Origin of the sequence: Bradyrhizobium sp. 63_E2_N1_3 (genome assembly GCF_052076005.1) — a bacterium.
In the GTDB taxonomy this organism is placed as follows: domain Bacteria; phylum Pseudomonadota; class Alphaproteobacteria; order Rhizobiales; family Xanthobacteraceae; genus Bradyrhizobium; species Bradyrhizobium barranii.
Genome location: NZ_CP197235.1, coordinates 813250 through 835115, shown reverse-complemented (window position 1 = coordinate 835115; position 21866 = coordinate 813250). Strand labels below are relative to the sequence as shown.

The 21866-nt window shown below is 64.0% G+C and carries 21 protein-coding genes and 1 pseudogene; 13 read left to right on the top strand and 9 right to left on the bottom strand.

Features of this window, described 5'->3' with window-relative positions:
• Nucleotides 1-84: 84 nt before the first annotated feature.
• From AB7531_RS03820 to AB7531_RS03810, 3 genes are read left to right on the top strand one after another with little or no spacing between them, the layout of a single operon-like run.
• Nucleotides 85-1146 carry an acyl-CoA dehydrogenase family protein gene (locus AB7531_RS03820; protein ID WP_063980655.1) on the top strand — a complete coding sequence of 354 codons (1062 nt, stop codon included), beginning with the start codon at nucleotides 85-87 and terminating at the stop codon, nucleotides 1144-1146.
• 18 nt (nucleotides 1147-1164) lie between these two features.
• Nucleotides 1165-2325, top strand: a complete 1161-nt coding sequence (locus AB7531_RS03815; RefSeq protein WP_008133127.1) for an acyl-CoA dehydrogenase family protein — start codon at nucleotides 1165-1167, stop codon at nucleotides 2323-2325.
• A 41-nt stretch (nucleotides 2326-2366) separates the two neighbouring features.
• Nucleotides 2367-3179, top strand: a complete 813-nt coding sequence (locus AB7531_RS03810; protein ID WP_063980654.1) for an enoyl-CoA hydratase/isomerase family protein — start codon at nucleotides 2367-2369, stop codon at nucleotides 3177-3179.
• A 201-nt stretch (nucleotides 3180-3380) separates the two neighbouring features.
• Here the strand turns inward: AB7531_RS03810 and AB7531_RS03805 are convergent, their stop codons facing one another.
• The 3 genes from AB7531_RS03805 to AB7531_RS03795 all read right to left on the bottom strand — a co-directional run bounded on the left by AB7531_RS03805 (nucleotide 3381) and on the right by AB7531_RS03795 (nucleotide 6269).
• On the bottom strand, nucleotides 3381-4133 hold the full coding sequence (locus AB7531_RS03805) for a hypothetical protein (protein ID WP_441279902.1): 753 nt from the start codon (nucleotides 4131-4133) through the stop codon (nucleotides 3381-3383).
• Nucleotides 4134-4135: 2 nt separating this feature from the next.
• Nucleotides 4136-4924: an enoyl-CoA hydratase gene (locus tag AB7531_RS03800; RefSeq protein WP_063980653.1), complete on the bottom strand. Its 789-nt coding sequence runs from the start codon at nucleotides 4922-4924 to the stop codon at nucleotides 4136-4138.
• A gap of 136 nt (nucleotides 4925-5060) precedes the next feature.
• Nucleotides 5061-6269, bottom strand: coding sequence for an ABC transporter substrate-binding protein (locus AB7531_RS03795; protein WP_063980652.1), 1209 nt, complete (start codon nucleotides 6267-6269; stop codon nucleotides 5061-5063).
• Nucleotides 6270-6683: 414 nt separating this feature from the next.
• On the opposite strand from AB7531_RS03795, the gene AB7531_RS03790 reads away from it, so the two are divergent.
• Nucleotides 6684-7454 carry a thermonuclease family protein gene (locus AB7531_RS03790; protein WP_084794943.1) on the top strand — a complete coding sequence of 257 codons (771 nt, stop codon included), beginning with the start codon at nucleotides 6684-6686 and terminating at the stop codon, nucleotides 7452-7454.
• 133 nt (nucleotides 7455-7587) lie between these two features.
• Entirely contained in the window at nucleotides 7588-8979 is a 1392-nt protein-coding gene (locus AB7531_RS03785; protein WP_028159916.1) for a M48 family metalloprotease, read from the top strand.
• Nucleotides 8980-9159: 180 nt separating this feature from the next.
• On the opposite strand, the gene AB7531_RS03780 is transcribed toward AB7531_RS03785, so the two are convergent.
• Entirely contained in the window at nucleotides 9160-9570 is a 411-nt protein-coding gene (locus AB7531_RS03780) for a c-type cytochrome (protein WP_187387906.1), read from the bottom strand.
• Nucleotides 9571-9642: 72 nt separating this feature from the next.
• Nucleotides 9643-10971, bottom strand: coding sequence for an MFS transporter (locus tag AB7531_RS03775; RefSeq protein WP_063980650.1), 1329 nt, complete (start codon nucleotides 10969-10971; stop codon nucleotides 9643-9645).
• A 182-nt stretch (nucleotides 10972-11153) separates the two neighbouring features.
• On the opposite strand from AB7531_RS03775, the gene cyoA reads away from it, so the two are divergent.
• The 7 genes from cyoA to AB7531_RS03740 are packed head-to-tail and all read left to right on the top strand — an operon-like array spanning nucleotide 11154 to nucleotide 18097.
• Complete coding sequence (cyoA, locus tag AB7531_RS03770) at nucleotides 11154-12314, top strand: ubiquinol oxidase subunit II (protein ID WP_063980649.1); 1161 nt, start codon at nucleotides 11154-11156, stop codon at nucleotides 12312-12314.
• Between the two features lie 25 nt (nucleotides 12315-12339).
• Nucleotides 12340-14337: a cytochrome o ubiquinol oxidase subunit I gene (gene cyoB, locus AB7531_RS03765; protein ID WP_063980648.1), complete on the top strand. Its 1998-nt coding sequence runs from the start codon at nucleotides 12340-12342 to the stop codon at nucleotides 14335-14337.
• Entirely contained in the window at nucleotides 14338-14967 is a 630-nt protein-coding gene (gene cyoC / locus AB7531_RS03760; RefSeq protein ID WP_063980647.1) for a cytochrome o ubiquinol oxidase subunit III, read from the top strand. It abuts the gene before it with no gap.
• On the top strand, nucleotides 14964-15344 hold the full coding sequence (cyoD, locus tag AB7531_RS03755) for a cytochrome o ubiquinol oxidase subunit IV (RefSeq protein WP_063980646.1): 381 nt from the start codon (nucleotides 14964-14966) through the stop codon (nucleotides 15342-15344). The genes cyoC and cyoD overlap by 4 nt, the downstream gene beginning before the upstream one ends.
• A 30-nt stretch (nucleotides 15345-15374) precedes the next feature.
• Entirely contained in the window at nucleotides 15375-16223 is an 849-nt protein-coding gene (locus AB7531_RS03750; protein ID WP_063986027.1) for an SURF1 family protein, read from the top strand.
• Nucleotides 16195-17574 (top strand): ATP-binding protein, encoded by a 1380-nt coding sequence (locus AB7531_RS03745; protein ID WP_441279901.1) that lies wholly within the window; start codon nucleotides 16195-16197, stop codon nucleotides 17572-17574. Before AB7531_RS03750 ends, AB7531_RS03745 begins: the two co-directional genes overlap by 29 nt.
• Entirely contained in the window at nucleotides 17564-18097 is a 534-nt protein-coding gene (locus AB7531_RS03740; RefSeq protein ID WP_014490373.1) for a response regulator transcription factor, read from the top strand. The genes AB7531_RS03745 and AB7531_RS03740 overlap by 11 nt, the downstream gene beginning before the upstream one ends.
• A 2-nt stretch (nucleotides 18098-18099) precedes the next feature.
• On the opposite strand, the gene AB7531_RS03735 is transcribed toward AB7531_RS03740, so the two are convergent.
• Nucleotides 18100-18990 (bottom strand): LysR substrate-binding domain-containing protein, encoded by an 891-nt coding sequence (locus tag AB7531_RS03735; protein ID WP_063980644.1) that lies wholly within the window; start codon nucleotides 18988-18990, stop codon nucleotides 18100-18102.
• Between the two features lie 128 nt (nucleotides 18991-19118).
• Here AB7531_RS03735 and AB7531_RS03730 point away from each other — a divergent pair, with 128 nt between their 5' ends.
• The gene (locus AB7531_RS03730) at nucleotides 19119-19790 is read left to right on the top strand and encodes a hypothetical protein (RefSeq protein WP_210387282.1); all 672 of its coding nucleotides are present in this window, start codon (nucleotides 19119-19121) and stop codon (nucleotides 19788-19790) included.
• A 176-nt stretch (nucleotides 19791-19966) separates the two neighbouring features.
• Here AB7531_RS03730 and AB7531_RS03725 read toward each other — a convergent pair whose 3' ends face one another.
• The 3 genes and pseudogenes from AB7531_RS03725 to AB7531_RS03715 all read right to left on the bottom strand — a co-directional run.
• Nucleotides 19967-20761 (bottom strand): CarD family transcriptional regulator, encoded by a 795-nt coding sequence (locus tag AB7531_RS03725; RefSeq protein ID WP_084794942.1) that lies wholly within the window; start codon nucleotides 20759-20761, stop codon nucleotides 19967-19969.
• Nucleotides 20762-21106: 345 nt separating this feature from the next.
• Nucleotides 21107-21445 (bottom strand): ferredoxin FdxA, encoded by a 339-nt coding sequence (gene fdxA, locus AB7531_RS03720; RefSeq protein ID WP_063980643.1) that lies wholly within the window; start codon nucleotides 21443-21445, stop codon nucleotides 21107-21109.
• A 132-nt stretch (nucleotides 21446-21577) separates the two neighbouring features.
• A pseudogene (locus tag AB7531_RS03715) lies at nucleotides 21578-21859 on the bottom strand (RNA-binding S4 domain-containing protein); the annotation flags it as partial.
• Nucleotides 21860-21866 lie beyond the last annotated feature (7 nt).

Sequence of the window (21866 nt, the reverse complement as noted above, 5' to 3'; positions counted from 1 at the left end):
TTTTTCGGATCATCGGGCGCAAGAAGAGACCGCGCGCCGCGCCGACCGGACGGAACGCGCCAATGGCAAAACACGGGGAACGCTGTGGCGGAGAGTGACAATATCGTCGTCGAGACCGCGGAGAAAATCTTCGCCGATCTCGCCGATCCGCAGACCATCAACAACGACAAGAAGGGTTCGTGGCAGGCGCCGCTGTGGCAGGCGCTGAGCGAAGCCGGCTTGCCATTGTCCTGGGTGCCTGACGATCTCGGCGGCTCCGGCGCCAGCCTTGCCGACGGTTTTGCGCTGCTGAACGCCGCCGGCCGCTTCGCAGTCGCGGTTCCTCTGGCCGAGACCATGCTGGCGGGCTGGCTGCTTGCGCAGGCGAAAATCGCCTCACCGGAAGGTGAGATGACGGTGCTGCCGGCCTCGCCGAAGGATCGCATTACCCTCGATGCCGACGGCGCGCTCTCCGGCCGCGCCCGCGGCGTGCCCTTTGCCAAGGCGGCGAAGCACTTTGCGGTGCTGGCGCACGGCAAGGATGGTATCTCGATTGCCTTGGTCGAAGCGAGCAAGGGCCGGATCGAATCCGGACTCAACGTCGGCTACGACCACAGCGATACCGTGACGCTCGACAAGGTCCAGCCCGTCACCGTCAAGCCCGCGAAGGGCTTTGACCAGACCACGCTCATGCTGATGGGCGGCGTCGCGCGCAGCCTTCAGATCGCGGGCGCGCTGGAAGCGATGCTCGACATCTCCGTGCGCTATTCCAACGAGCGCGTCGCGTTCGAGAAGAAGATCTCGAAGTTTCAGGCCGTACAGCACAACCTCGCCCGTCTCGCCGGCGAATCCGCCGCGGCGCTTGCGGCCGCGACGTCGGCGGCCGACGCCATCGCGAACGCAAAGTCATTCGACGACGAGGTCTATCTCGAGGCTGCCTCGGCAAAGATCCGCTGCGCGGAAGCCGCGGAAAAAGGCGGCGCCATCGCGCATCAGGTGCACGGCGCCATCGGCTTCACCAGCGAGCACATCCTGCACCGCTTTTCGCTGCGGGCTCTGGCCTGGCGCGATGATTTCGGTTCGGAGAGCCATTGGGCCGTCGAGCTCGGCAAGCTGGTGGCAAACCGCGGCGCCGACGAATTGTGGCCGCTCGTGGCTTCGCGCTGATCAGAGGACGAGACAACAATGACCGCTGCCCTCCGTTTCGATCCGATCCGCCTGCCCGAGAAGTGCGAGCAATTGCGCAAGGAAGTGCGCGCCTTCCTCGCCGAGGAAATCGCGGCCGGCACCTTCGATCCGCACAAGCCCAACCGCGAAGACACCGACGCGCCGGAATTCTCCCGCCGGGTCGGCGCCAAGGGCTGGCTCGGCATGACCTGGCCGAAAAAATATGGCGGCCAGGAGCGCTCCTTCCTCGAGCGCTACGTGGTGACCGAGGAAATGCGCGTCGCCAACGCGCCGACGCGGCGTTTCTTCGTCGCCGACCGCCAGAGCGGGCCGGTGCTGATCAAATACGCGCCCGAGCATATCAAGATGGATATCCTGCCGCGCATCTGCCGCGGCGAGATCTGCTTTGCCATCGGCATGAGCGAGCCGAACTCCGGCTCCGACCTGTTCGCGGCCAAGACGCGCGCGACCAAGACCGACGGCGGCTACCTCATCAACGGCACAAAGATCTGGACCTCGTCGGCGCACATCGCCGACTACATGATCGCGATCTTCCGGACCTCGCAGCCGACCAAGGAAAACCGCCGTCACGGCCTGACGCAGTTTCTGGTCAAGATGAAGCAGCCGGGCATCCAGGTGAACCCGATCGGCCAGATCACCGGCCAGTACGAGTTCAACGAGGTCGTCTTCACCGATTTCTTCGTGCCCGATGATCACGTGCTCGGCGAAGTCGACGGCGCCTGGAAGCAGGCGACGAGCGAGCTCGCCTATGAGCGTTCGGGCCCTGAGCGTTTCCTCGAGACCTATTATGTGTTGACCGAGCTGGTGCGCGCGGTCGGCCCCAACCCGGATACCCGCAGCGCCGAAGGCATCGGCCGTCTCGTGGCGCAGCTCCACACCATGCGGCGCATGTCGGTCTCGGTTGCGGGCATGCTGCAGGCCGGCAAGGAGCCGGTGGTGGAAGCCTCCATCGTCAAGGACATCGGCACGGTCTGGGAGCAGCAGCTTCCGCACCGCGTGCGCGATCTCGCCGCCTTCGTCGAGGAGACCGCGACCAACCGCGAGACGCTGGAGCGGCAACTCGACTTCGCCATCAAGACCGCACCGAAACTCACCATCCAGGGCGGCACCACCGAGGTGCTGCGCGGCATCATCGCGCGCGGACTTGGCCTGCGCTAGTCGCGCGGACTTGGTTTGCGCTAATTCAATCGAGGATCGTCATGAGCACCTATAAAGATATCGGCGTCGAAAAAGTTGGCCACGTCGGCACCATCGAGATCCGCCGCCCGCCGCTGAACTTCTTCGATATCTCGCTGATCAACCAGATCGCGGATGCACTCGACGAGTTCGATCGCGACATCGAGATCCGCGCATCCGTGCTGTCGGCACAAGGCAAGGCATTCTGTGCCGGCGCCAATTTCGGCGATCCGGCGCGCCAGGCGCAGGAAGCGCGCGAGGCCGAGAAGAAGGGCGACCCGGCCGACAACCTCGGCCCGATCAACCATCTCTACATCCAGGCCGTGCGTATCTTCCGCGCCAAGAAGCCGATCGTCGCGGCCGTGCAGGGCGCAGCCATCGGCGGCGGGCTCGGTCTCGCAGTGTCGGCCGACTTCCGCGTCACCTGCCCGGAAGCGCGCTTCTCCGCCAATTTCACGAAGCTCGGTTTCCATCCCGGCTTCGGCCTGACCGTGACGCTGCCCGAGCTGATCGGCAAGAACAACGCTGAGCTGATGTTCTACACCAGCCGCCGCGTCACCGGCGAGGAGGCAGTGAAGTGGGGCCTCGCCAACGAGCTGGTGCCGCAGGACCAGGTGAAGGCCGGCGCGATGAAGCTCGCCGCCGAGATCGCCGAATGCTCGCCGCTCGGCCTCCTCTCCACCCGCGCCACGATGCGCGCCAACCTCGCCGACCGCGTGATGGCCGCGACCAACCACGAGCTCGCCGAGCAGACGCGGCTGCGTGCGACGGAAGACTTCAAGGAGGGCGTCAAGGCGACGGAAGAGCGCCGCGCGGCGAATTTTAAGGGAAGGTGATTGCGGCGACGTCTCGCCGTATCACACCAGCGTCACCATAATCTCCCTGTCGTCCCTGCGAAAGCAGGGACCCATAACCACAGGAAGGGGTTTGGCGGAGACGCGGAGTTATCATCCCGCATCATAACCACTCCCTGTGGTTATGGGTCCCGGATCTGCGCTTCGCTTGTCCGGGACGACAGCGGTGTGTGAGGCAACCGCTCAAGCCGCAAGCCGGAACGTCACCCCGCCGAGCAAAAACTCGTTCCCCGCAATCGCGAGCCCCTTCGCCTTCGCGGCATGCAGCACGCTTGCGGCATCCGCCACCTGAAACTCCAGCGCGCTCATGATCTCGCTGGCGCCCTTCACGAAATGGAAGGTGGCATTGGGCAGTTTCAATTCGGCGCCGCCACTCGGTACGACCCCGATGATCTTCCCCCAATGTTCCGCGAGCCCCTGAGGATCCGGGCTCTGCATCTCCACGCCCGTCAGCGCCTGCGTCACATCCTTGCGGATGAACTTTTGCCAGTCCGGCCCTGCGGGCGGGTACGGCCCCAGAATATCGTCGCTGCCTTTGGTATGGTTGAATTCGATGAAGGCGGCGCGGCAGTCGCGGGGGTGGAGCTGCACGCCGTGATAGGGCGCGTGGTCGATCACGTTGGCGGTGCGCACGCCCATCGCATTGGCGTTGCGGCCGCGTTCGTCCGGATCGTTGCAGCAGAAGATCGCCATATAGCCGCCGCGGCCGCCGGTCTTCTGGATGAAGCGGCCGGCGGTGGTGCCGCCCTTGAACGGCGCGACCACCTCCAGCAGGATCGTGTCGACCGGGAGCAGCGCGTTCTCCAGGCCGTATTTGGCGACATTGCCATCGCGGTAGCAGACGTCGAGGCCCATGATCCCGGCGATGTCGGAGACCACAGGCACGAGCTGCGGCGCGACGAGGCAGATCTGCCGGAGCCGCATATAGGGCGCCATCGTCATGCGCCCTTGAAGGTCGGCTTGCGCTTCTCGACAAAGGCCTTCGCGGCTTCCTTGTGATCCTCGGTGTCGCTGCAACGGGTGTGATGGATCGCCTCGCCGTCGAAGCAATCTTCCAGCGCCAGATGCTCGGCGTTGTTGATGTTGCGCTTGATGAAGCCGAGCGCGATCGATGGCCCCTGCGCCAGCGACAGCGCGAGCTCGTGTGCGGCGGCATCGATCTCGGCGTCGGGAACGACTTTCGTCACCATGCCGATCGCATACGCCTCCTTCGCCGAGAGCACCGGCGACATCAGATAAAGCTCGCGCGCCCGCGCGCTGCCGAGCAGCTGCGTCAGGAAATAGGTGCCGCCATAATCGCCTGAGAAGCCGACCTTGGCGAAGGCGGTCGTGATCTTGCAGGATTCGCTCGCGATGCGCAGGTCGCAGGACAGTGCCATCGAAAGGCCGGCGCCGGCTGCCGCGCCGTCGAGCTGCGCCACCACGGGCTTTGGCATCTGGTGCAGGATGCGCGACACTTCCATGCCGCGGCGCAGGTTCGCCATTTTCACTTCGAACGGCAGCGGCGCACGGCCTGCCGCCATCGACTTGACGTCCCCGCCGACGCAGAACGAGCCGCCTGCGCCTTTGAACAGCACCGCGCGCACCTCGGGATCGTCGGCCGCGCGCCGCGCGGCCTCGACCAGCCCCGCGACCATGTCGGGGTTGAGCGCGTTCTTCCGCTCCGGGCGATTCATCGTGATGGTGAGCAGCCCGCCTTCGAGCTTTTGCAGGACCATGTCGTTCATGGGACGTCTCCCTTGTTGTTGTTTTGCTCGGGCCTCAGCCACACCCGTCATTGCGAGGAGCGAAGCGACGAAGCAATCCAGACCGTCTCTGCGGAAACATCTCTGGATTGCTTCGCTTCGCTCGCAATGACGATCTCTATTTCTTCACCAGGGGGCAGCGCGACTGCTCCAGCGACTGGAACGCCTCGTTGCCGGACACGGTGGCGAGCAGCTTGTAGTCGTCCCAGCGGCCCTTGGACTCCGACGGCTTCTTGACCTCGAACAGGTACATGTCGTGGATCATGCGGCCGTCCTCGCGGATCTTGCCGTTCTTGGCGAAGAAGTCGTTGATCGGTGTCTCTTTCATCACCTTGATGACCGCGGCCGAGTCGGTCGTGCCCGCCGCCTTCACAGCCTTCAGGTAATGCGTGACCGACGAATAGACGCCGGCCTGCGCCGAGGTCGGTACGCGCTTGGTGCGCTCCATGAATCGCTTCGAGAACGCGCGCGTGTCGTCGTTGAGGTCCCAGTAGAAGGCTTCGGCGAGCAGCAGGCCCTGCGCGGTCTCCAGCCCGATCGAATCGATGTCGGAGACGAAGGCGAGCAGCGGCGAGACCTTCTGGCCGCCCTTGGTGATGCCGAACTCGGCCGCCTGCTTGATGGCGTTGACGGTATCGCCGCCGGCGTTGGCAAGGCCAATCACCTTGGCCTTGGACGCTTGCGCCTGGAGCAGGAACGACGAAAAATCCGAGGTGTTGAGCGGATGGCGCACGGCTCCGAGCACCTTGCCGCCGGTCTTGGTGACGACGGCGCTGGTGTCCTTCTCCAGGTCCTGGCCGAAGGCGTAGTCGGCAGTGAGGAAGAACCAGCTGTCGAGGCCGGACTTCACGGCGGCAAGACCGGTCACGTTGGCCTGGCCGTAAGTGTCGAACACGTAGTGGATGGTGTAGGGACCGCAGGCCTCGTTGGTGAGACGGATCGAGCCCGGGCCGTTGAACATGATGATCTTGTTGCGCGCTTTCGCGATCTCGCCGGCGGCGAGTGCAGTGGCCGAGGCCGCGACGTCGTAGATCATCTCGACGCCCTGGTTGTCGAGCATGTCGCGGGCGATGTTGGCGGACAGGTCAGCCTTGTTGAGATGGTCGGCCGCCAGCACCTGGATCTTGCGTCCCAGCACCTCGCCGCCAAAATCTTCGACGGCCATCTTGGCCGCGGTCTCGCTGCCGGGGCCGGTGATGTCGGCATAGAGGCTCGACATGTCGAGGATGCCGCCGATCTTCAGCGGCGGCTTGTCCTGGGCCTGCGCGGCGGCGCTCGCACTCAGCGCAAACGCTGCGGCAAAAATGCCCGACAAAATATGCTTCATAGAAAAAGACCTCCCTTATCGCGCCGTACTCTGATGGCGGCTTGGTTATTGCTCTTGGTTGAAGCTGTTGCCGCAATCATGCCGCATGCGCAAGTGCGCAGCAAGCGCGAGGGCGTTGCGGGCGCATGATTGCCGCACATGTTTTCCGCAAAGCGGAATGGCATGTTGCGGCGAAATGTTTCCACCGTCATTGCTGTGCAAGTTCATTAATTCGCTGATCGAGTGTGAGGCAATGGCGACGCGTCACGCGAACTGCCGTAGGGTGGGCAAAGGCGCGCTCTTCGCGCCGTGCCCACGAGCCCGCGCGACAAATCAAAGACGTGGGCACGCTTCGCTTTGCCCACCCTACGATAGCCTTCGCGGTTCGCCACGTTTGCGTTAGAACTAGAGCACAACGCAACCTTTCCGGGCACCGTGACGCGACTGCTTCATCTCATCCTCGCACTTCCTCTCGTCGCCGGTCACACCGCGTTCGCCGCACCGTGCCAGTTCGAGTCCCAAGGCGACGGCCGCGTCGCCGCAATCGTCGATGCGCGTGGCGTGCGTCTCGACGACGGCCGCGAGGTGCGCCTCGCCGGGATCGAGCCAACCGCAACGACGAAGCAGGCGCTGACGTCGCTGCTCACCGGACGCGACGTCACGCTGCGCGGCACCGACGACACGCCCGACCGCTACGGCCGTCAGGGCGCACTCATCTTCGTCGGCGAAAGCGAGGCCCCCATCCAGGCGACGCTGCTCGCCCAGGGCGACGCCCTCGTCTCCGCCGAGATCGCGGACAAGGACTGCGCGGCGGCCCTGATGGCGGCGGAGACCGAGGCACGGCGCCAAAAAAAGGGCAACTGGGCTGACCCGTCGGCCATAAAAAACGCGGAAAGTCCGGACGATATTTTGGCGGGGATCGGGCGCTTTATGGTGGTCGAGGGCAAAGTCCTGTCGGTCCGGCAAGCTGGGGCAATGACCTACCTCAACTTCGGACGAAACTGGACACGCGGCTTTGCCGTCACTATTTCAAAGCGTACGCAACCCGCGCTCGAAAACGCCGGGATCACTCTTAAGTCCCTGGAAAATAGACGGATTCGCGTCCGGGGCTGGGTCGAGGGGAATTCAGGGCCGCGCATCGATGTGCGCCTTGCGGGGCAGGTCGAGTTGCTGGGTGCAAACGAGCCGACAGGGGTAAGGCCCTAAAAGGGCCAGGCACGGGTTAAGCGACGTGGATGGGGTGCTAGAACGGCACGTATCGAGTGAACGCCGCCGCCTGCGGGCTGCGCCGGCGGCGCTGTGCCTCGTGCTGGGCGCAGCCCTTGCCGGTTGCGGCGACATGAACCGGTTCCAGACCGCGGCGGCCCCGCCGACCGTGGCGATGCCCAAGCCGAAACCGGCCGTCGCGCAGACCCCCGCCACCGAAAAGGAGCACGAGCGCATCCTGGCGAGCTATGGCGGCACCTATGACGACCCCAGGCTCGAATCGCTGGTCAGCAAGACCGTCGACCGGCTCGTCGCGGCGTCCGACCGCCCCGACCAGGGCTATAAGGTCACCATCCTCAATTCCGGCGCGGTGAACGCGTTCGCGCTGCCGAACGGCCAGCTCTATGTCACCCGCGGCCTGCTCGCGCTCGCCAGCGACACTTCGGAATTGTCCTCCGTGCTCAGCCACGAGATGGCGCATGTGCTGTCCAAGCACGCCGCGATGCGCGAGGACCAGGCGCGCCAGGCTGCGATCGTCACCCGCGTCGTCACCGACATGAGCAACGATCCCGATCTCACCGCGCTTGCACTGGCCAAGACCAAGCTCACCATGGCGAGCTTTTCGCGCAACCAGGAGTTCGAGGCCGACGGCATCGGCGTCGGCCTTTCCGCCAAGGCACATTTCGATCCCTATGGCGCCGCGCGCTTCCTGTCGGCGATGGAGCGCAATGCCGAGCTCAAGGTCGGCAAGACCTCGCTCGATCCGCGCGCGCAGGATTTCACCTCGTCGCATCCGGCCACCCCCGAGCGCGTGCAGAATGCGCAGACCATCGCACGGCAATATGCGGCGCCCGAGGGCGCCGAGCGCGACCGCGAGACCTATCTCGCCGCGATCGACAACCTCGTCTATGGCGAAGATCCCAGCGAAGGTTTTGTCCGCGGCCGGCGTTTCCTGCACCCGAAACTCGGCTTCACCTTCCAGGCGCCGGACAATTTCACGCTCGACAACACCGCGCAGGCGGTGATCGGCGTGCGCGACGGCGGCTCTCAGGCGATGCGCTTCGACGTCGTGCGGGTGCCGGCCGAGCAGTCACTCGGCGATTACCTGAATTCCGGCTGGATGGAGGGCGTCGAGAAGGCCTCCACCGAAGACATCACCATCAACGGTTTTCCGGCTGCGTCCGCCACCGCCAAGGGCGATCAGTGGCAGTTCAAGGTCTATGCGTTGCGCTTCGGCAGCGACGTCTATCGCTTCATCTTCGCGACACGGCAGAAATCGACCGAGAGCGAGCGCAACGCGCGCGAGACCGTCAATTCATTCCGCCGCCTGACGCTCGACGAAATCCAGGCCGCGCGCCCCCTGCGCATCAAGGTCATCACCGTGCAGCCCGGCGACACCGTGGAATCGCTCTCCCACCGCATGGCCGGCGTCGATCATCCCGCCGAACGCTTCCGCGTGCTCAACGGGCTCGATCGCAACGCGCAGGTGAAGGTGCGGGATCGCGTGAAGGTCGTGGCGGATTGACGCGCGCTAAGCGCGCGTCAATCCCGCGGCGCGCTTAGCGCGAACCCGGGATCTCGGGCCACAAAGACAGTGCCGTAGGGTGGGCAAAGGCGCGTAGCGCCGTGCCCACGATCCGTAATGATAGCGACAGATGGTGGGCACGCTTCGCTTTGCCCACCCTACGAGACCTGCTCTGCCGACCTACCGCGCCTTTTCCTTCAGAAACGCGATGATGTCAGCACGATCCCGCGCGTCCGGGACGTCGAAGAACATCTTGGTTTCCGGCACCATGGCCTGCGGTCCGGCCAGCCATTTGTCGAGATTGTCCTCGGTCCAGACGATCCCTGAGTTCTTCAGATCGGCCGAATAGTCATAGCCGGGCACGCTGCCCGCCTTGCGACCGACCACGCCCTTGTGCATCGGGCCGACAGCGTTCTCATTGATGGAGTGACAATCTGCGCAGCCCTTGTAGAGCGTTTGGCCGCGCGCGACGTTGCCGGTGGCGTGGGCAAGCCCGGTCGAGAAAACGACCGCGACGATGGTGAGGACCAGGCTTACGGTGAGGAGGCTTGCAAAACTTTGCGGGTGGACGGGATTGGACCGGACGTTCATGGGATCTCCTGCTTGCGTCGCCGCAAACAGGATCGTCCAGCCCGAGTTTTATTCCCGTCCGCTGGACGCGGCTTAACCGCCCGCGTCCATGTCGCCCGCCTCGCGCTGGCCGCTGAGCCAGAGTGCGAGCAGCGTCCAGAACGCGCCTGACAGCAGATACGCACCCGACGCGATGACGCCGAGATTGGTGGCGAGCAGAAGCGCCACCAACGGCGCGAAGCCCGCCCCGAACAGCCAGGCCATATCCGAGGTCAGCGCGGAAGCCGTGTAGCGGTACGCCTGCCGGAAGTTCGAGGCGATCGCGCCCGAGGACTGGCCGAAGGAGAGACCCAGCAGGATGAAACCGATCACCATGTAGATGGTCTCACCGAACGCGCCGGCATCGAGCAGCTGCGGAGCAAAACCGCTGTAGATGGCGATCGCGATTGCCGATCCCATCAGCAGCGATTTGCGGCCGACGCGGTCGGCGATGATGCCGGAGGCCACGATGGCCGCGACGCCGAACACGGCGGCGACGATCTCGATGATCAGGAAGCGCACCGGGCTTTCGCGGGTGAACAGGAACACCCAGGACAGCGGAAACACCGTGACCATGTGGAACAGCGCGAAGCTTGCGAGCGGCGCGAATGCACCGAGCATGATGTTCTGGCCTTCGCGCGCGACGGTCTCGGAGATACGCGCGGGCTGCAATTCGCGGGTCTCGAACAACGAAGCATATTCTTCCGTCGTCACCATGCGCAGGCGCGCGAACAGCGCCACGACGTTGATGGCGAAGGCGACGAAGAACGGATAGCGCCAGCCCCAGTCGAAGAAGTCGTCGGCCGAGAGGTTACCGGCGAAATAGGCGAACAGCGCGCTCGCCACGATCAGGCCGAGCGGGGCGCCGAGCTGCGGCACCATCGCGTACCAGCCGCGCTTGGAGGGCGGCGCGTTCAGCGCCAGCAGCGAAGCCATGCCGTCCCAGGCGCCGCCCCAGGCCAGACCCTGCGCGATACGCGCCAGCGCCAGCAGCCAGATCGCGGCGCTGCCGATGTCGTGATAGCCGGGCAGGAACGCGAGCGCGACTGTGGCGGTGCCGAGCAGAAACAGCGCCGAGACCAGCTTGGCGGTTTTGCCGTACTCGCGATCGACCGTCATGAAAATGACGGTTCCGATCGGCCGGGCCACGAAGGCCAGCGCGAAGATCATGAAGGAATAGAGGGTGCCGGTCAGCTCGCTGGTGAACGGGAACACCAGGCGCGGAAACACGATCACCGAGGCGATCGCGTAGACGAAGAAGTCGAAGAATTCCGAGGTGCGGCCGATGATGACGCCGATGGCGATCTCGCCGGGACTGGCCTGGTCGTGGCCGTGCTCGCCCGAGTGGAGGTCTGCCATTGCGGGGGTCTGTGCCGTCGCCATTCGTGCGCCCTTAACGTCCTGAAAACCAAAGCCGACCGCCCGGCGGGGCGCCAGGCAATCTGCCCTTGTCTGACCCAACATTCCGCACTGCAACATTGGACAAATTGTCCAATGTCCGGATTGCTGCGCCGCAGCTACCCCTTGGGCCCGCAAAGGAAACTCATTCTCATAAGGCTCGGCCCGTGTCCCGTCTCAAGATCCTGGCGCTGCTACCCCTGGCAGCTGCGCTCAGCGGCTGCAACTACGTCGTGCTGTCGCCGGCCGGCGACATCGCCGCCCAACAGCGCGACCTCGTCATCATCTCCACCGTCCTGATGCTCCTGATCGTCGTCCCCGTGATGGCGCTGACGGTGCTGTTCGCCTGGCGCTACCGCCAGTCCAACACCTCGGCCCGCTACGAGCCGGATTGGGACCACTCGACCAAGCTCGAGCTGGTGATCTGGTCGGCGCCGCTGCTGATCATCATCTGCCTGGGCGCGCTGACCTGGATGGGCACGCATCTGCTCGACCCCTATCGCAACATCGGCCGCATCCATGCGGAACGCGCCGTGGACCAGTCCAAGGCTCCGCTCGTCGTCGATGTCGTCGCGCTCGACTGGAAGTGGCTCTTTATCTACCCCGATTACGGCATCGCCACCGTCAACGAGCTCGCCGCGCCGGTCGACCGCCCGATCAACTTCCACATCACCGCCTCCTCGGTGATGAACTCGTTCTACATCCCCGCACTCGCCGGTCAGATCTACGCGATGCCGGGCATGGAGACGTCGCTCCACGCCGTGATCAACCACGCCGGTACATACAAGGGTTTTTCGGCGAACTACAGCGGCGCCGGCTTCTCTGGCATGCACTTCAACTTCCAGGGCCTCGACGACAAGGGCTTTGACGCCTGGATCGCGCAGGCCAAATCGGCCGGCGGCTCGCTCGGCCGCGCCGAATATCTCCAGCTCGAAAAGCCGAGCGAGAACGAGCCGGTGCGCCGCTGGGGCACCGTCGATTCCGACCTCTACCGCCTGATCCTCAACATGTGCGTCGAGACCGGCAAGATGTGCCAGAGCGAGATGATGGCGATCGACGCCAAGGGCGGTCTCGGCCATGAGGGCCTGAACAACACCCTGCCGCTGGCCTACGACAAGTACGCACGCCGCGGCACCGCGCTCGGACCCGAGCCGACCTTCGTCGCCGGCACCTGCACGCCGGATGCGCCCCAGGGCAGGACCACCGCCTCCATCACGGCACCCGCCGACACCGCGCCGCTGCTCGGTGCCGGCCTGAAGCGGCCGATCTTCACGCCGCTGAAGTCCTCGTCCTTCTTCCTCGGACAACGTCCCAAGTCAGACTCCTGAAGTCAGACTCCTAAAGAGAGCTCGCATGTCTCCTGATCTTCTCAAGCTCATCTTCGGCCGTCTCGGCCTCGATTCGCTGCCGCTGCACGAGCCGATCCTGGTCGGCACCTTCGTGATGGTCGCGCTCGGCGGCGGCGCGCTGTTCGCCGGCATCACCTATTTCCGCCTCTGGGGCTATCTGTGGCGCGAGTGGTTCACCACCGTGGACCACAAGCGCATCGGCATCATGTACATGATCCTCGGCATCGTGATGCTGCTGCGCGGCTTCGCAGACGCGCTGATGATGCGCGCACAACAAGCACTCGCGTTCGGCGGCTCCGAAGGCTTCCTCCCCGCCCATCACTATGACCAGGTCTTCACTGCCCATGGCGTGATCATGATCTTCTTCGTGGCGATGCCGCTGGTCACCGGCCTAATGAACTACGTGGTGCCGCTGCAGATCGGCGCGCGCGACGTGTCGTTCCCGTTCCTGAACAATTTCAGCTTCTGGATGACGGTCGGCGGCGCAGTGCTGGTGATGGCTTCGCTGTTCATCGGCGAATTCGCCCGCACCGGCTGGCTGGCCTATCCGCCGCTGTCGAACATCGGCTACAGTCCTGACGTCGGCGTCGACTATTATATCTGGGCGCTGCAGGTCGCGGGCGTCGGCACGACCTTATCCGGCATCAACCTGATCTGCACCATCGTCAAGCTGCGCTGTCCCGGCATGACCATGATGAAGATGCCGGTGTTCACCTGGACCGCGCTCTGCACCAACATCCTGATCGTCGCCTCCTTCCCCGTCCTGACCGTCGTGCTCGCGCTGCTCTCGCTTGACCGCTACGTCGGCACCAACTTCTTCACGAACGATTTCGGCGGCAGCCCGATGATGTACGTGAACCTGATCTGGATCTGGGGTCATCCCGAGGTCTACATTCTGGTTCTCCCCGCCTTCGGCATCTTCTCGGAAGTGACCTCGACCTTCTCCGGCAAGCGGCTGTTCGGCTACACCTCGATGGTTTACGCCACGGTGGTCATCACCATCCTGTCGTACCTGGTCTGGCTGCACCACTTCTTCACGATGGGCTCGGGCGCCAGCGTCAACTCGTTCTTCGGCATCACCACGATGATCATCTCGATCCCGACGGGCGCGAAGATGTTCAACTGGTTGTTCACGATGTATCGCGGCCGCATCCGCTTCGAGCTGCCGATGCTGTGGACGATCGCCTTCATGCTGACCTTCGTGCTCGGCGGCATGACCGGCGTGCTGCTCGCAGTGCCACCGGCCGACTTCGTCCTGCACAACAGCCTGTTCCTGATCGCGCACTTTCACAACGTGATCATCGGCGGCGTGGTGTTCGGCGCGTTCGCCGGCATCAACTACTGGTTCCCGAAGGCGTTCGGCTTCAAGCTCGATCCGTTCTGGGGCAAGCTGTCGTTCTGGTTCTGGGTCACCGGCTTCTACATGGCCTTCATGCCGCTCTATGTGCTCGGCCTGATGGGCGTGACCCGCCGCCTGCGCGTGTTCGACGATCCGTCCTTGCAGATCTGGTTCGTCATCGCCGCGATCGGCGCCGGCCTCGTCTTCCTCGGCATCCTCTCGATGCTGATGCAGTTCGCGGTCTCCTTCCTCAAGCGCGAGCAGCTCAAGGACGTCACCGGCGATCCCTGGGATGCACGCACGCTGGAATGGGCGACCTCCTCGCCCCCGCCGGACTACAACTTCGCCTTCACCCCCGTCGTTCACGACAATGACGCGTGGTGGGACATGAAGAAGCGCGGCTACCAGCGTCCGCTCACCGGGTTCAAGCCGATCCACATGCCCTCCAGCACCGGCACCGGTGTCATCCTCGCCGGCCTCGCCACCGCGATGGGATTCGGCCTGATCTGGTACATCTGGTGGCTGGCGGCCGTGAGCTTCATCGCGATGCTCGCCGTCGGGATCGGTCACACCTTCAACTATCACCGCGACTTCGACATTCCGGCTGACGACGTCATCCGGACCGAGGACGCGCGTACCAAACTGCTCGCCGGAGCCAAGTAAATGACTGTCGCTGTCAATCCCGCCCAGACCGGCGAGCCGATGTTCTACCTCGCCGACGAACACCCGCATCCGGAAGGCTACAGCACCCCGCTCGGCTTCTGGATCTACCTGATGAGCGACTGCCTCATCTTTGCGATGCTGTTCGCCACCTTCGGCGTGCTCGGCGCCAACTACGCCGCCGGCCCCGCCCCGAAGGACCTGTTCGAGCTGCCGCTGGTCGCGGTGAACACCTCGATGCTGCTGCTGTCGTCGATCACATATGGCTTTGCCATGCTGACGATGCAGCAGAACAAGATCGCCCAGACCCAGATGTGGCTGGCGATCACCGGCCTGTTCGGCCTCGCCTTCATCGGCATCGAGCTCTCCGAGTTCGCCCACATGATCCATGAAGGGGCGACCCCGCAGCGCAGCGCCTTCCTGTCCTCCTTCTTCACGCTGGTCGGCACCCACGGCCTGCACGTCTCCTGCGGCCTGATCTGGCTGGTGACCCTGATGGTGCAGGTCTGGAAGTTCGGCCTGATCGAAGCCAACCGCCGCCGCCTGATGTGCCTGTCGATGTTCTGGCACTTCCTGGACGTGGTCTGGATCGGCGTCTTCACCTTCGTCTATCTCCTGGGAGTTCTGCGATGAACACCGATACCCACGCCGCCCACGCGGACGGCCATCACCACGGCGACGACCACGCCCACGGCACGTTCTCGACCTATATGCTCGGCTTCGTGCTCTCGGTCGTGCTCACCGCGATCCCGTTCTGGCTGGTGATGAGCGGCGCGCTGCCGAGCAAGCAGATCACCGCGCTGGTCATCATGGCCTTCGCGGTCGTGCAGATCGTCGTGCACATGATCTACTTCCTGCACATGAGCACCAAGTCCGAGAACGGCTGGAGCATGATGGCGCTGATCTTCACCATCGTCATGGTGGTGATCGCGCTGTCCGGCTCGCTGTGGGTGATGAACCATCTCAACAGCAACATGATGCCGATGCACCAGATGACGGGAATGAAGTGAGCGAGACTTCGAAGTGAGCAAGGCTTGGAAGTGAGCAAGGCTTGGACCGTGACAGGCAAGGATAAGGACGCGCGTCGCAAGGCTGCGCGTCCGCGCCTGTGGCTCACGGTCCTCTCGCTCGCGGCCTTTGCACTTCTGATCGCACTCGGCGTCTGGCAGATCGAGCGACGCGCCTGGAAGCTGGCGCTGATCGACCGCGTCGAGCAGCGCGTCCATGCCCCGGCCCAACCGATCCCGTCGCCCGCGGCCTGGCCGACCGTCTCCACCGCAAACGACGAATACAGGCACGTCAGCCTCACCGGCCTCTTCCTGCATGACCGCGAGACGCTGGTTCAGGCGGTCACCGAGGAAGGCCCCGGCTATTGGGTGGTGACGCCGCTTCAGCGCGGCGACGGCACGCTGGTCTTGGTCAATCGCGGCTTCGTGCCGTCCGAGCGGCGCGACGCATCGACGCGCCAGAGCGGCAATCGGGACGGGCAGGTCGAGATCACGGGCCTGCTCCGCATGACCGAGCCGAAAGGCGGGTTCTTGCGGAACAACGTCCCCCAGCACAACCGCTGGTACTCGCGGGATGTCGCCGCGATTGCGGCAGCGCGCGGCCTCGACCATGTCGCACCCTTTTTCGTCGATGCTGACGCCGGATCACAAACCACCAGCGGCCCGATCGGCGGATTGACCGTGATCAGCTTTCCCAATAACCACCTGATCTACGCGCTGACGTGGTTTGCCCTGGCTTTCATGCTGGCGGGTAAACTTTTCGTCACATTCGGCGGCGGGCTGTTCCGCCGCAAGCGCTTCGTCCACGAACCGGCCGGCTGCTCCGATGCAACCGCCCGCAGGACGGGATCAGATGCTGGAACGATCGTCGAATCTACCTGACGACGGAATGACGCATGACGCCGTCACGCTGCAATCGCAGGCGGACGCGCGCAGCGAGCTGATCGGCGTTGCGCCGACCGACGACGAGACCAACCGCAAGAACATGGCGCTGCTGATCCAGCTGCGCTGGACCGCGGTGGTCGGGCAGATCGTGACCATCGGCGGCGTGCATTTCGGCCTGGGTATTCCCCTGCCATTGGAACGGATGGGCGCGGTGATCGGCGCGCTGCTGCTGCTCAACGTCTCCAGCCTCGTCTGGGTGCGCCATCGCGCCGCGATCACCAACAACGAGCTGCTGGTCGCCTTGATGCTCGATGTCGCCGCGCTGACCGCTCAGCTCTACCTCAGCGGCGGCGCCACCAATCCCTTCACCTCGCTGTTCCTGCTCCAGGTGACGCTGGGCGCGGTGCTGCTTAATGCCCGCTCGACCTGGTCGCTGGTCGCACTGACCTGCGCGAGTTTCATCTGGCTGACCATGGCCTACCGGCCGCTCGACCTGCCGCCGAACCCGATCAGCGAGGCCTACAGTCTCACCGTGACAGGCATGCTGCTGGGCTTCGTCCTCAACGCCGTGCTGCTGGTCGTGTTCGTCACCCGGATCAACAGGAATTTGCGCGAGCGCGATGCGCATCTGGCGGCATTGCGCCAGCATGCGGCCGAGCAGGACCACATCGTCCGCATGGGCCTGCTCGCCTCCGGCGCTGCGCATGAGCTCGGCACGCCGCTCGCCTCGCTGTCGGTCATCCTCAGCGACTGGCGCCGCATGCCCGATCTCGCCGCCGATCAGGAACTTGCCGAGGATCTCGCGGAGATGGAAACCTCTCTGCAACGCTGCAAGACCATCGTGACGGGCATCCTGGTGTCGGCGGGCGAAGCGCGCGGCGAAGGCTCCTCGCCGACGACGGTGACGGCCTTCGTCACCGCGCTGGTGAACGAGTGGCGCGACGCACGCTCGGCCCGCACGCTCTATTTCGTCAACACGTTCGGCGAGGACGTCGCGATCGTCTCCGACATCGCGCTGAAGCAAGTGATCTTCAACGTGCTCGACAATGCCTATGAGGTCTCGCGCGAATGGGTGGAGCTGCTGGCCGAGCGCGAGAGCGACAATCTCGTGCTGTCGATCAGCGATCGCGGCCCGGGCTTTGCGCCGGAGATGCTGGCGCAGCTGGGAAAACCCTATCACTCGAGCAAGGGCCGCGCCGGCGGCGGGCTCGGCCTGTTCCTGGTGGTGAACGTCGTGCGCAAGCTCGGCGGCAGCGTGACCGCCGAGAACCACAGGAAGCGTGGCGCCACCGTCCGCCTGACGCTGCCGCTCGCAACGCTCGCGATCGGAGGAACTTTTGACGCCTGACCGTTCGCTCATCGTCGTCGAGGACGATGCCGGCTTCGCGCGCACGCTGAAACGCTCGTTCGAGCGCCGCGGCTACGACGTCGTCCTCGCAGCTTCGATCGAAGAGGTGCGGAAGGTGCTGGAGGAGCGATCCTTTGGACACGCGGTGGTCGATCTCAAGCTCGGCGGCGCCTCGGGCCTCGCCTGCGTCGAGCTGCTGCACACGCACGATCCGGAGATGCTGATCGTGGTGCTGACCGGCTTTGCCAGCATCTCCACCGCCGTCGAGGCGATCAAGCTCGGCGCCTGCCACTACCTGGCAAAGCCGTCGAACACCGACGATATCGAAGCCGCCTTCAACAAGGCCGAAGGCAACGCCGAAGTCGCCCTCGATGCACGGCCGACCTCGATCAAGACGCTGGAATGGGAGCGCATCCACCAGACGCTGATCGAGACCGATTTCAACATCTCGGAAGCGGCGAGACGATTGGGCATGCACCGGCGCACGCTGGCAAGAAAGCTCGAGAAGCGGCCGGTGAAGTGAGCCTAGGACGACGCCGTCGCGAGCTTGCCGACCTCGGAGAGAAGCAACTTCAGGATCGGGGATTGATTCGCCTTGTGATAGGCGACAACGAGATCAAGCTTGGGTGCTTCTCCCCGCACCGGCCGGGTGGTGATGGTCTCCGGCAAATATCGCTTCGTGTAGGCCGGCAGCATCATGACGCCGCGCGTCGACGCAATCATCGAGATCGCGTGGACGACGTTGTGCACTTCGCGATCGGGCTTGAGGTCGATTCCGGTCCGGCTGAAATAATCCAGAACGATACGGCGAACCGCGGGAGCGGATTTGGACGGTAGGTAGAAGGTCTCGTCCCTGATCTCCTCGGGCGCCACCGCGGCTTGCGATGCCAGCCGATGGTCGCTCGGAAAGACGAAGACCAGCGGATCGGTGCGCACGCGCCGGCAGACCAGATCTTCCATGTGCTCTTCCGACCGGATGAAGGCAGCATCGAGCTTTCGCCGCATCAGGGCCTTGGCAAGCGAGGGCGAATAATCGCTCGACAGGCGGATATCGATGCCGGGAAATGCGTCGCGCAGAATGCGATCCACCTCGGGCAGCAGGTCGATTTCGGCGCCCGACAGAAAGCCCAACGAGAAAGCGGGCTGCGGGGGCTGCGCGGCACGGAGCGCCGCTTCCTTGGCAGCCTCCGCCTGAAGCAGCGCCATTCTGGCGTGCTCGAGAAAGGCCTTGCCGGCCGCCGTCAGCGCGATGCCTTGGGCGCTGCGGTTCATCAAGGGAACGCCGACCTCCCGTTCGAGATCCCGGATTTGCCGGCTGAGCGACGGTTGCGACGTGTGCAGCTTCTGCTCGGCCGCAACAGTCAAACTGCCCGCATCGGCAACGGCGACGAAATAGCGGAGATGCCGAAGCTCCATCGCGATCTCCCATATCTCGCAGGCATGGGGCCAGCTTACAAAGTCTTTTTCCAAGCGGCCAGCTGCCCGTATAGCCGGCGTGAACGAAGTCTGCCTGGCAGGCAGAGGCGCACGGGAGCGAGCTTCACATGCTCAAGAGCATTCAAACGTCTCTGTTGATCCTCACGCTGGCGGGATCTGGCGAAGTGGCTGCGCAATCCTCCAACACGCAGGCAAAGGCAAACAACATGGAACTGGATGTGACAGGATTGAAGCAGGCGTTGCTCGGCGACTGGGAAAGCATCGCACCGGAGGTGCGCCCGAGCGCGGCGAAGAACGCCGATGGCACGCTCAAGCCGTTCTATCTCAAGCGGGCCTTCAAATATCTCCCCTCCGACCGTTTCGAGCTCGAGATCGTCAACTCGGCCGATCCCTACAGCGCCGTGCCGCTCGCGCGGATCAGGATTGGCGGCCATATGCTGTGGAGGGGTGCGCATCCCATCGCTCCGGGCGCGCAGAAGGTCGACTTCGTTGCCGACGAGACCTACGAGGTTACGCCGCTGGCACAGGGATTTGCCGATGTGCTCAACAAGGTCGCCGCGGTCGGATATGCACCGTGGGACGTTGGCGCGCCCCAGAGCATCTTCGGCAAGACCTTCGCTCCCTTCGGTCTCGCCGAGGCCACGAACTTCATGGAATATGATCTCGTCTATCTCAGGGGCGACCTCCTGTTCTGGGGCGCCCGCAACATCGACGGCCGTGGCTTTGACACCGAGCAGAACCGGCCGACCAATTTGCAGATTCCGCTGATCAGGAAGTGACTCGGGTCAAGTTCGTCACACTCTCCCTCGACGCGATGCCCTCAACACGGGGCCTGAACACCCGTGGCCGTGCGAACGCATGGATTGCACCGTCACAAAGCCTGATCCGCTCAAAACAAAAAAGCCCGGCCAACCGGCCGGGCTTTTGATTGCTTGCAATCGACGCTGCGAGACGCTTACGCGGCCTCGTCGGCGACGGCGGTGTCGTCGCCATCGGTATCGCCGTCGGCATCCGCCTCGCCCTCGCCGTCGGCGGCTTCCGCCTTGGCGTTGGTGCGGCGCGGGCTCTTGGCGAGCTGGGCCTCGATCTCCTTGACCGCTTCGGTCTCGGTCGAGTGCTGCACAACCGCGATCTCGCGGGAGAGACGATCGAGCGCCGCTTCATAGAGCTGGCGTTCAGAGTACGACTGCTCGGGCTGCGACTCGGAACGGTAGAGGTCGCGCACGACTTCCGCGATCGCGACGATGTCGCCCGAATTGATCTTTGCTTCGTATTCCTGGGCGCGGCGCGACCACATGGTGCGCTTGACGCGGGCGCGGCCCTTCAGCGTCTCCAGCGCCTTCTTCACCAGCGCGGGGTCGGACAGCTTGCGCATGCCGACGTTCGCGACCTTGGCGGTCGGCACGCGCAGCGTCATCTTGTCCTTGATGAAATTGATGACGAACAGCTCGAGCTTCGCACCGGCGATCTCCTGCTCCTCGATGGCCAGGATCTGGCCAACGCCGTGAGCGGGATAGACGACGAATTCGTTGGCCTTGAAGCCCTGGCGCTGGGTCACGACCTTCTTTTCCTCGACCTTCGGCGCGGGTGCAGCAGCCTTCACGGCCGGCTTCGCAGCAGCAACGGGGGCTTTGGCAGGGGCGGCAGCAACAGGAGCCTTCGGAGCAACGGGCTTGGCAGCGGAAGCCTTGGCAGCAGCAGGCTTGGCAACGGTCGCTTTCGCGGCCGGTTTGGCAGTCTTGTGAGGCATTGCGCTTCTTTTGTTCTTCGAGGACTTTGCAGCCGGTGCCTTAGTCGCGGTCCGACCCTTGGATGCGCTACGGCTGGCCGCGGCGACTTTTTTGGCCTCCTTATGGGAAGCCCTCGCTGAAGTACTCTTTTTACGCGTTTTCTGTGACACAGCCTGCGCGCGGAAACTGCCACGCCCCTGTTCGACATTTGGTTTCACGGGAACCCAACGGGGCCAACTGGGCTGACGGGGGTTCAGCTTAATGTGCTCAATATAGCACATTTCCCGCAAAAATCAATGATTTAGGGGTCTTGAGGGCTGGTTTTCGGCGCTGACGAAGGTATTAGGGTTAAGTTTGGGCGAGAATTAGTCTCCCGAGCCCGGGTTCGGAGAAAAATATTTCTCGAACTTTCCTTCCTGGCCGTCGAATTCCTTCGCGTCGGGGGGTGATTCTTTCTTCTGGGTGATGTTCGGCCAGCTTTTGGCGTAGTCGGCGTTGACCTGGAGCCACTTTTCGAGGCCCGGTTCCGTGTCCGGCTTGATCGCGTCAGCGGGGCATTCCGGCTCGCACACGCCGCAGTCGATGCACTCGTCAGGATGGATGACGAGCATGTTCTCGCCCTCGTAGAAACAGTCGACCGGGCAGACCTCGACGCAGTCGGTATACTTGCACTTGATGCAGGCTTCAGTGACGACGTAAGTCATCCAACGCTCCGAAAAGCTCTTTTAAAAGTCGCGGCTTGCGTAGCGCGGATGGCCCGGCGCCGCAAGGTCGGGAACGGCCGATCATGACGGCTTTACGCGTTTGATCGACCAAGAAATGAATTCAGAGCGCAATTAATTGCGCCGAGAACTTTGATTGCCTTCGCTCAGCTCCTCGTAGAGCACGCGGGCCGAGGCGGCATCGCCGCGGCGCTCGTTGAAAGCGGTTACTTTCAGCACGCGCACAGTGCGATCGAGCGCGATGGTGATCACGTCGCCGATCTTGATCGCATGGCCCGGCGACTTCTCGCGTGTGCCGTTGATGCGAACGTGGCCGGACTCAACGAGCTCGGCCGCGGAGGTGCGCGCCTTCACCACCCGCGCGTGCCACAGCCATTTGTCGAGACGCTGCCGCTCGGTCGTG

What these genes read in the sequence shown, in the direction of transcription:
- fdxA (WP_063980643.1), bottom strand. Translation starts at nt 21,445, where the DNA reads ATGACTTACGTCGTCACTGAAGCCTGCATCAAGTGCAAGTATACCGAC.
- AB7531_RS03730 (WP_210387282.1), top strand. Translation starts at nt 19,119, where the DNA reads ATGCTCAAGAGCATTCAAACGTCTCTGTTGATCCTCACGCTGGCGGGA.
- AB7531_RS03745 (WP_441279901.1), top strand. Translation starts at nt 16,195, where the DNA reads ATGCTGGAACGATCGTCGAATCTACCTGACGACGGAATGACGCATGAC.
- AB7531_RS03775 (WP_063980650.1), bottom strand. Translation starts at nt 10,971, where the DNA reads ATGGCGACGGCACAGACCCCCGCAATGGCAGACCTCCACTCGGGCGAG.
- cyoB (WP_063980648.1), top strand. Translation starts at nt 12,340, where the DNA reads ATGTCTCCTGATCTTCTCAAGCTCATCTTCGGCCGTCTCGGCCTCGAT.
- AB7531_RS03735 (WP_063980644.1), bottom strand. Translation starts at nt 18,990, where the DNA reads ATGGAGCTTCGGCATCTCCGCTATTTCGTCGCCGTTGCCGATGCGGGC.
- AB7531_RS03810 (WP_063980654.1), top strand. Translation starts at nt 2,367, where the DNA reads ATGAGCACCTATAAAGATATCGGCGTCGAAAAAGTTGGCCACGTCGGC.
- AB7531_RS03800 (WP_063980653.1), bottom strand. Translation starts at nt 4,924, where the DNA reads ATGAACGACATGGTCCTGCAAAAGCTCGAAGGCGGGCTGCTCACCATC.
- cyoD (WP_063980646.1), top strand. Translation starts at nt 14,964, where the DNA reads ATGAACACCGATACCCACGCCGCCCACGCGGACGGCCATCACCACGGC.
- AB7531_RS03795 (WP_063980652.1), bottom strand. Translation starts at nt 6,269, where the DNA reads ATGAAGCATATTTTGTCGGGCATTTTTGCCGCAGCGTTTGCGCTGAGT.
- cyoC (WP_063980647.1), top strand. Translation starts at nt 14,338, where the DNA reads ATGACTGTCGCTGTCAATCCCGCCCAGACCGGCGAGCCGATGTTCTAC.
- AB7531_RS03805 (WP_441279902.1), bottom strand. Translation starts at nt 4,133, where the DNA reads ATGGCGCCCTATATGCGGCTCCGGCAGATCTGCCTCGTCGCGCCGCAG.
- AB7531_RS03725 (WP_084794942.1), bottom strand. Translation starts at nt 20,761, where the DNA reads ATGCCTCACAAGACTGCCAAACCGGCCGCGAAAGCGACCGTTGCCAAG.
- AB7531_RS03785 (WP_028159916.1), top strand. Translation starts at nt 7,588, where the DNA reads ATGAACCGGTTCCAGACCGCGGCGGCCCCGCCGACCGTGGCGATGCCC.
- AB7531_RS03815 (WP_008133127.1), top strand. Translation starts at nt 1,165, where the DNA reads ATGACCGCTGCCCTCCGTTTCGATCCGATCCGCCTGCCCGAGAAGTGC.
- AB7531_RS03780 (WP_187387906.1), bottom strand. Translation starts at nt 9,570, where the DNA reads ATGAACGTCCGGTCCAATCCCGTCCACCCGCAAAGTTTTGCAAGCCTC.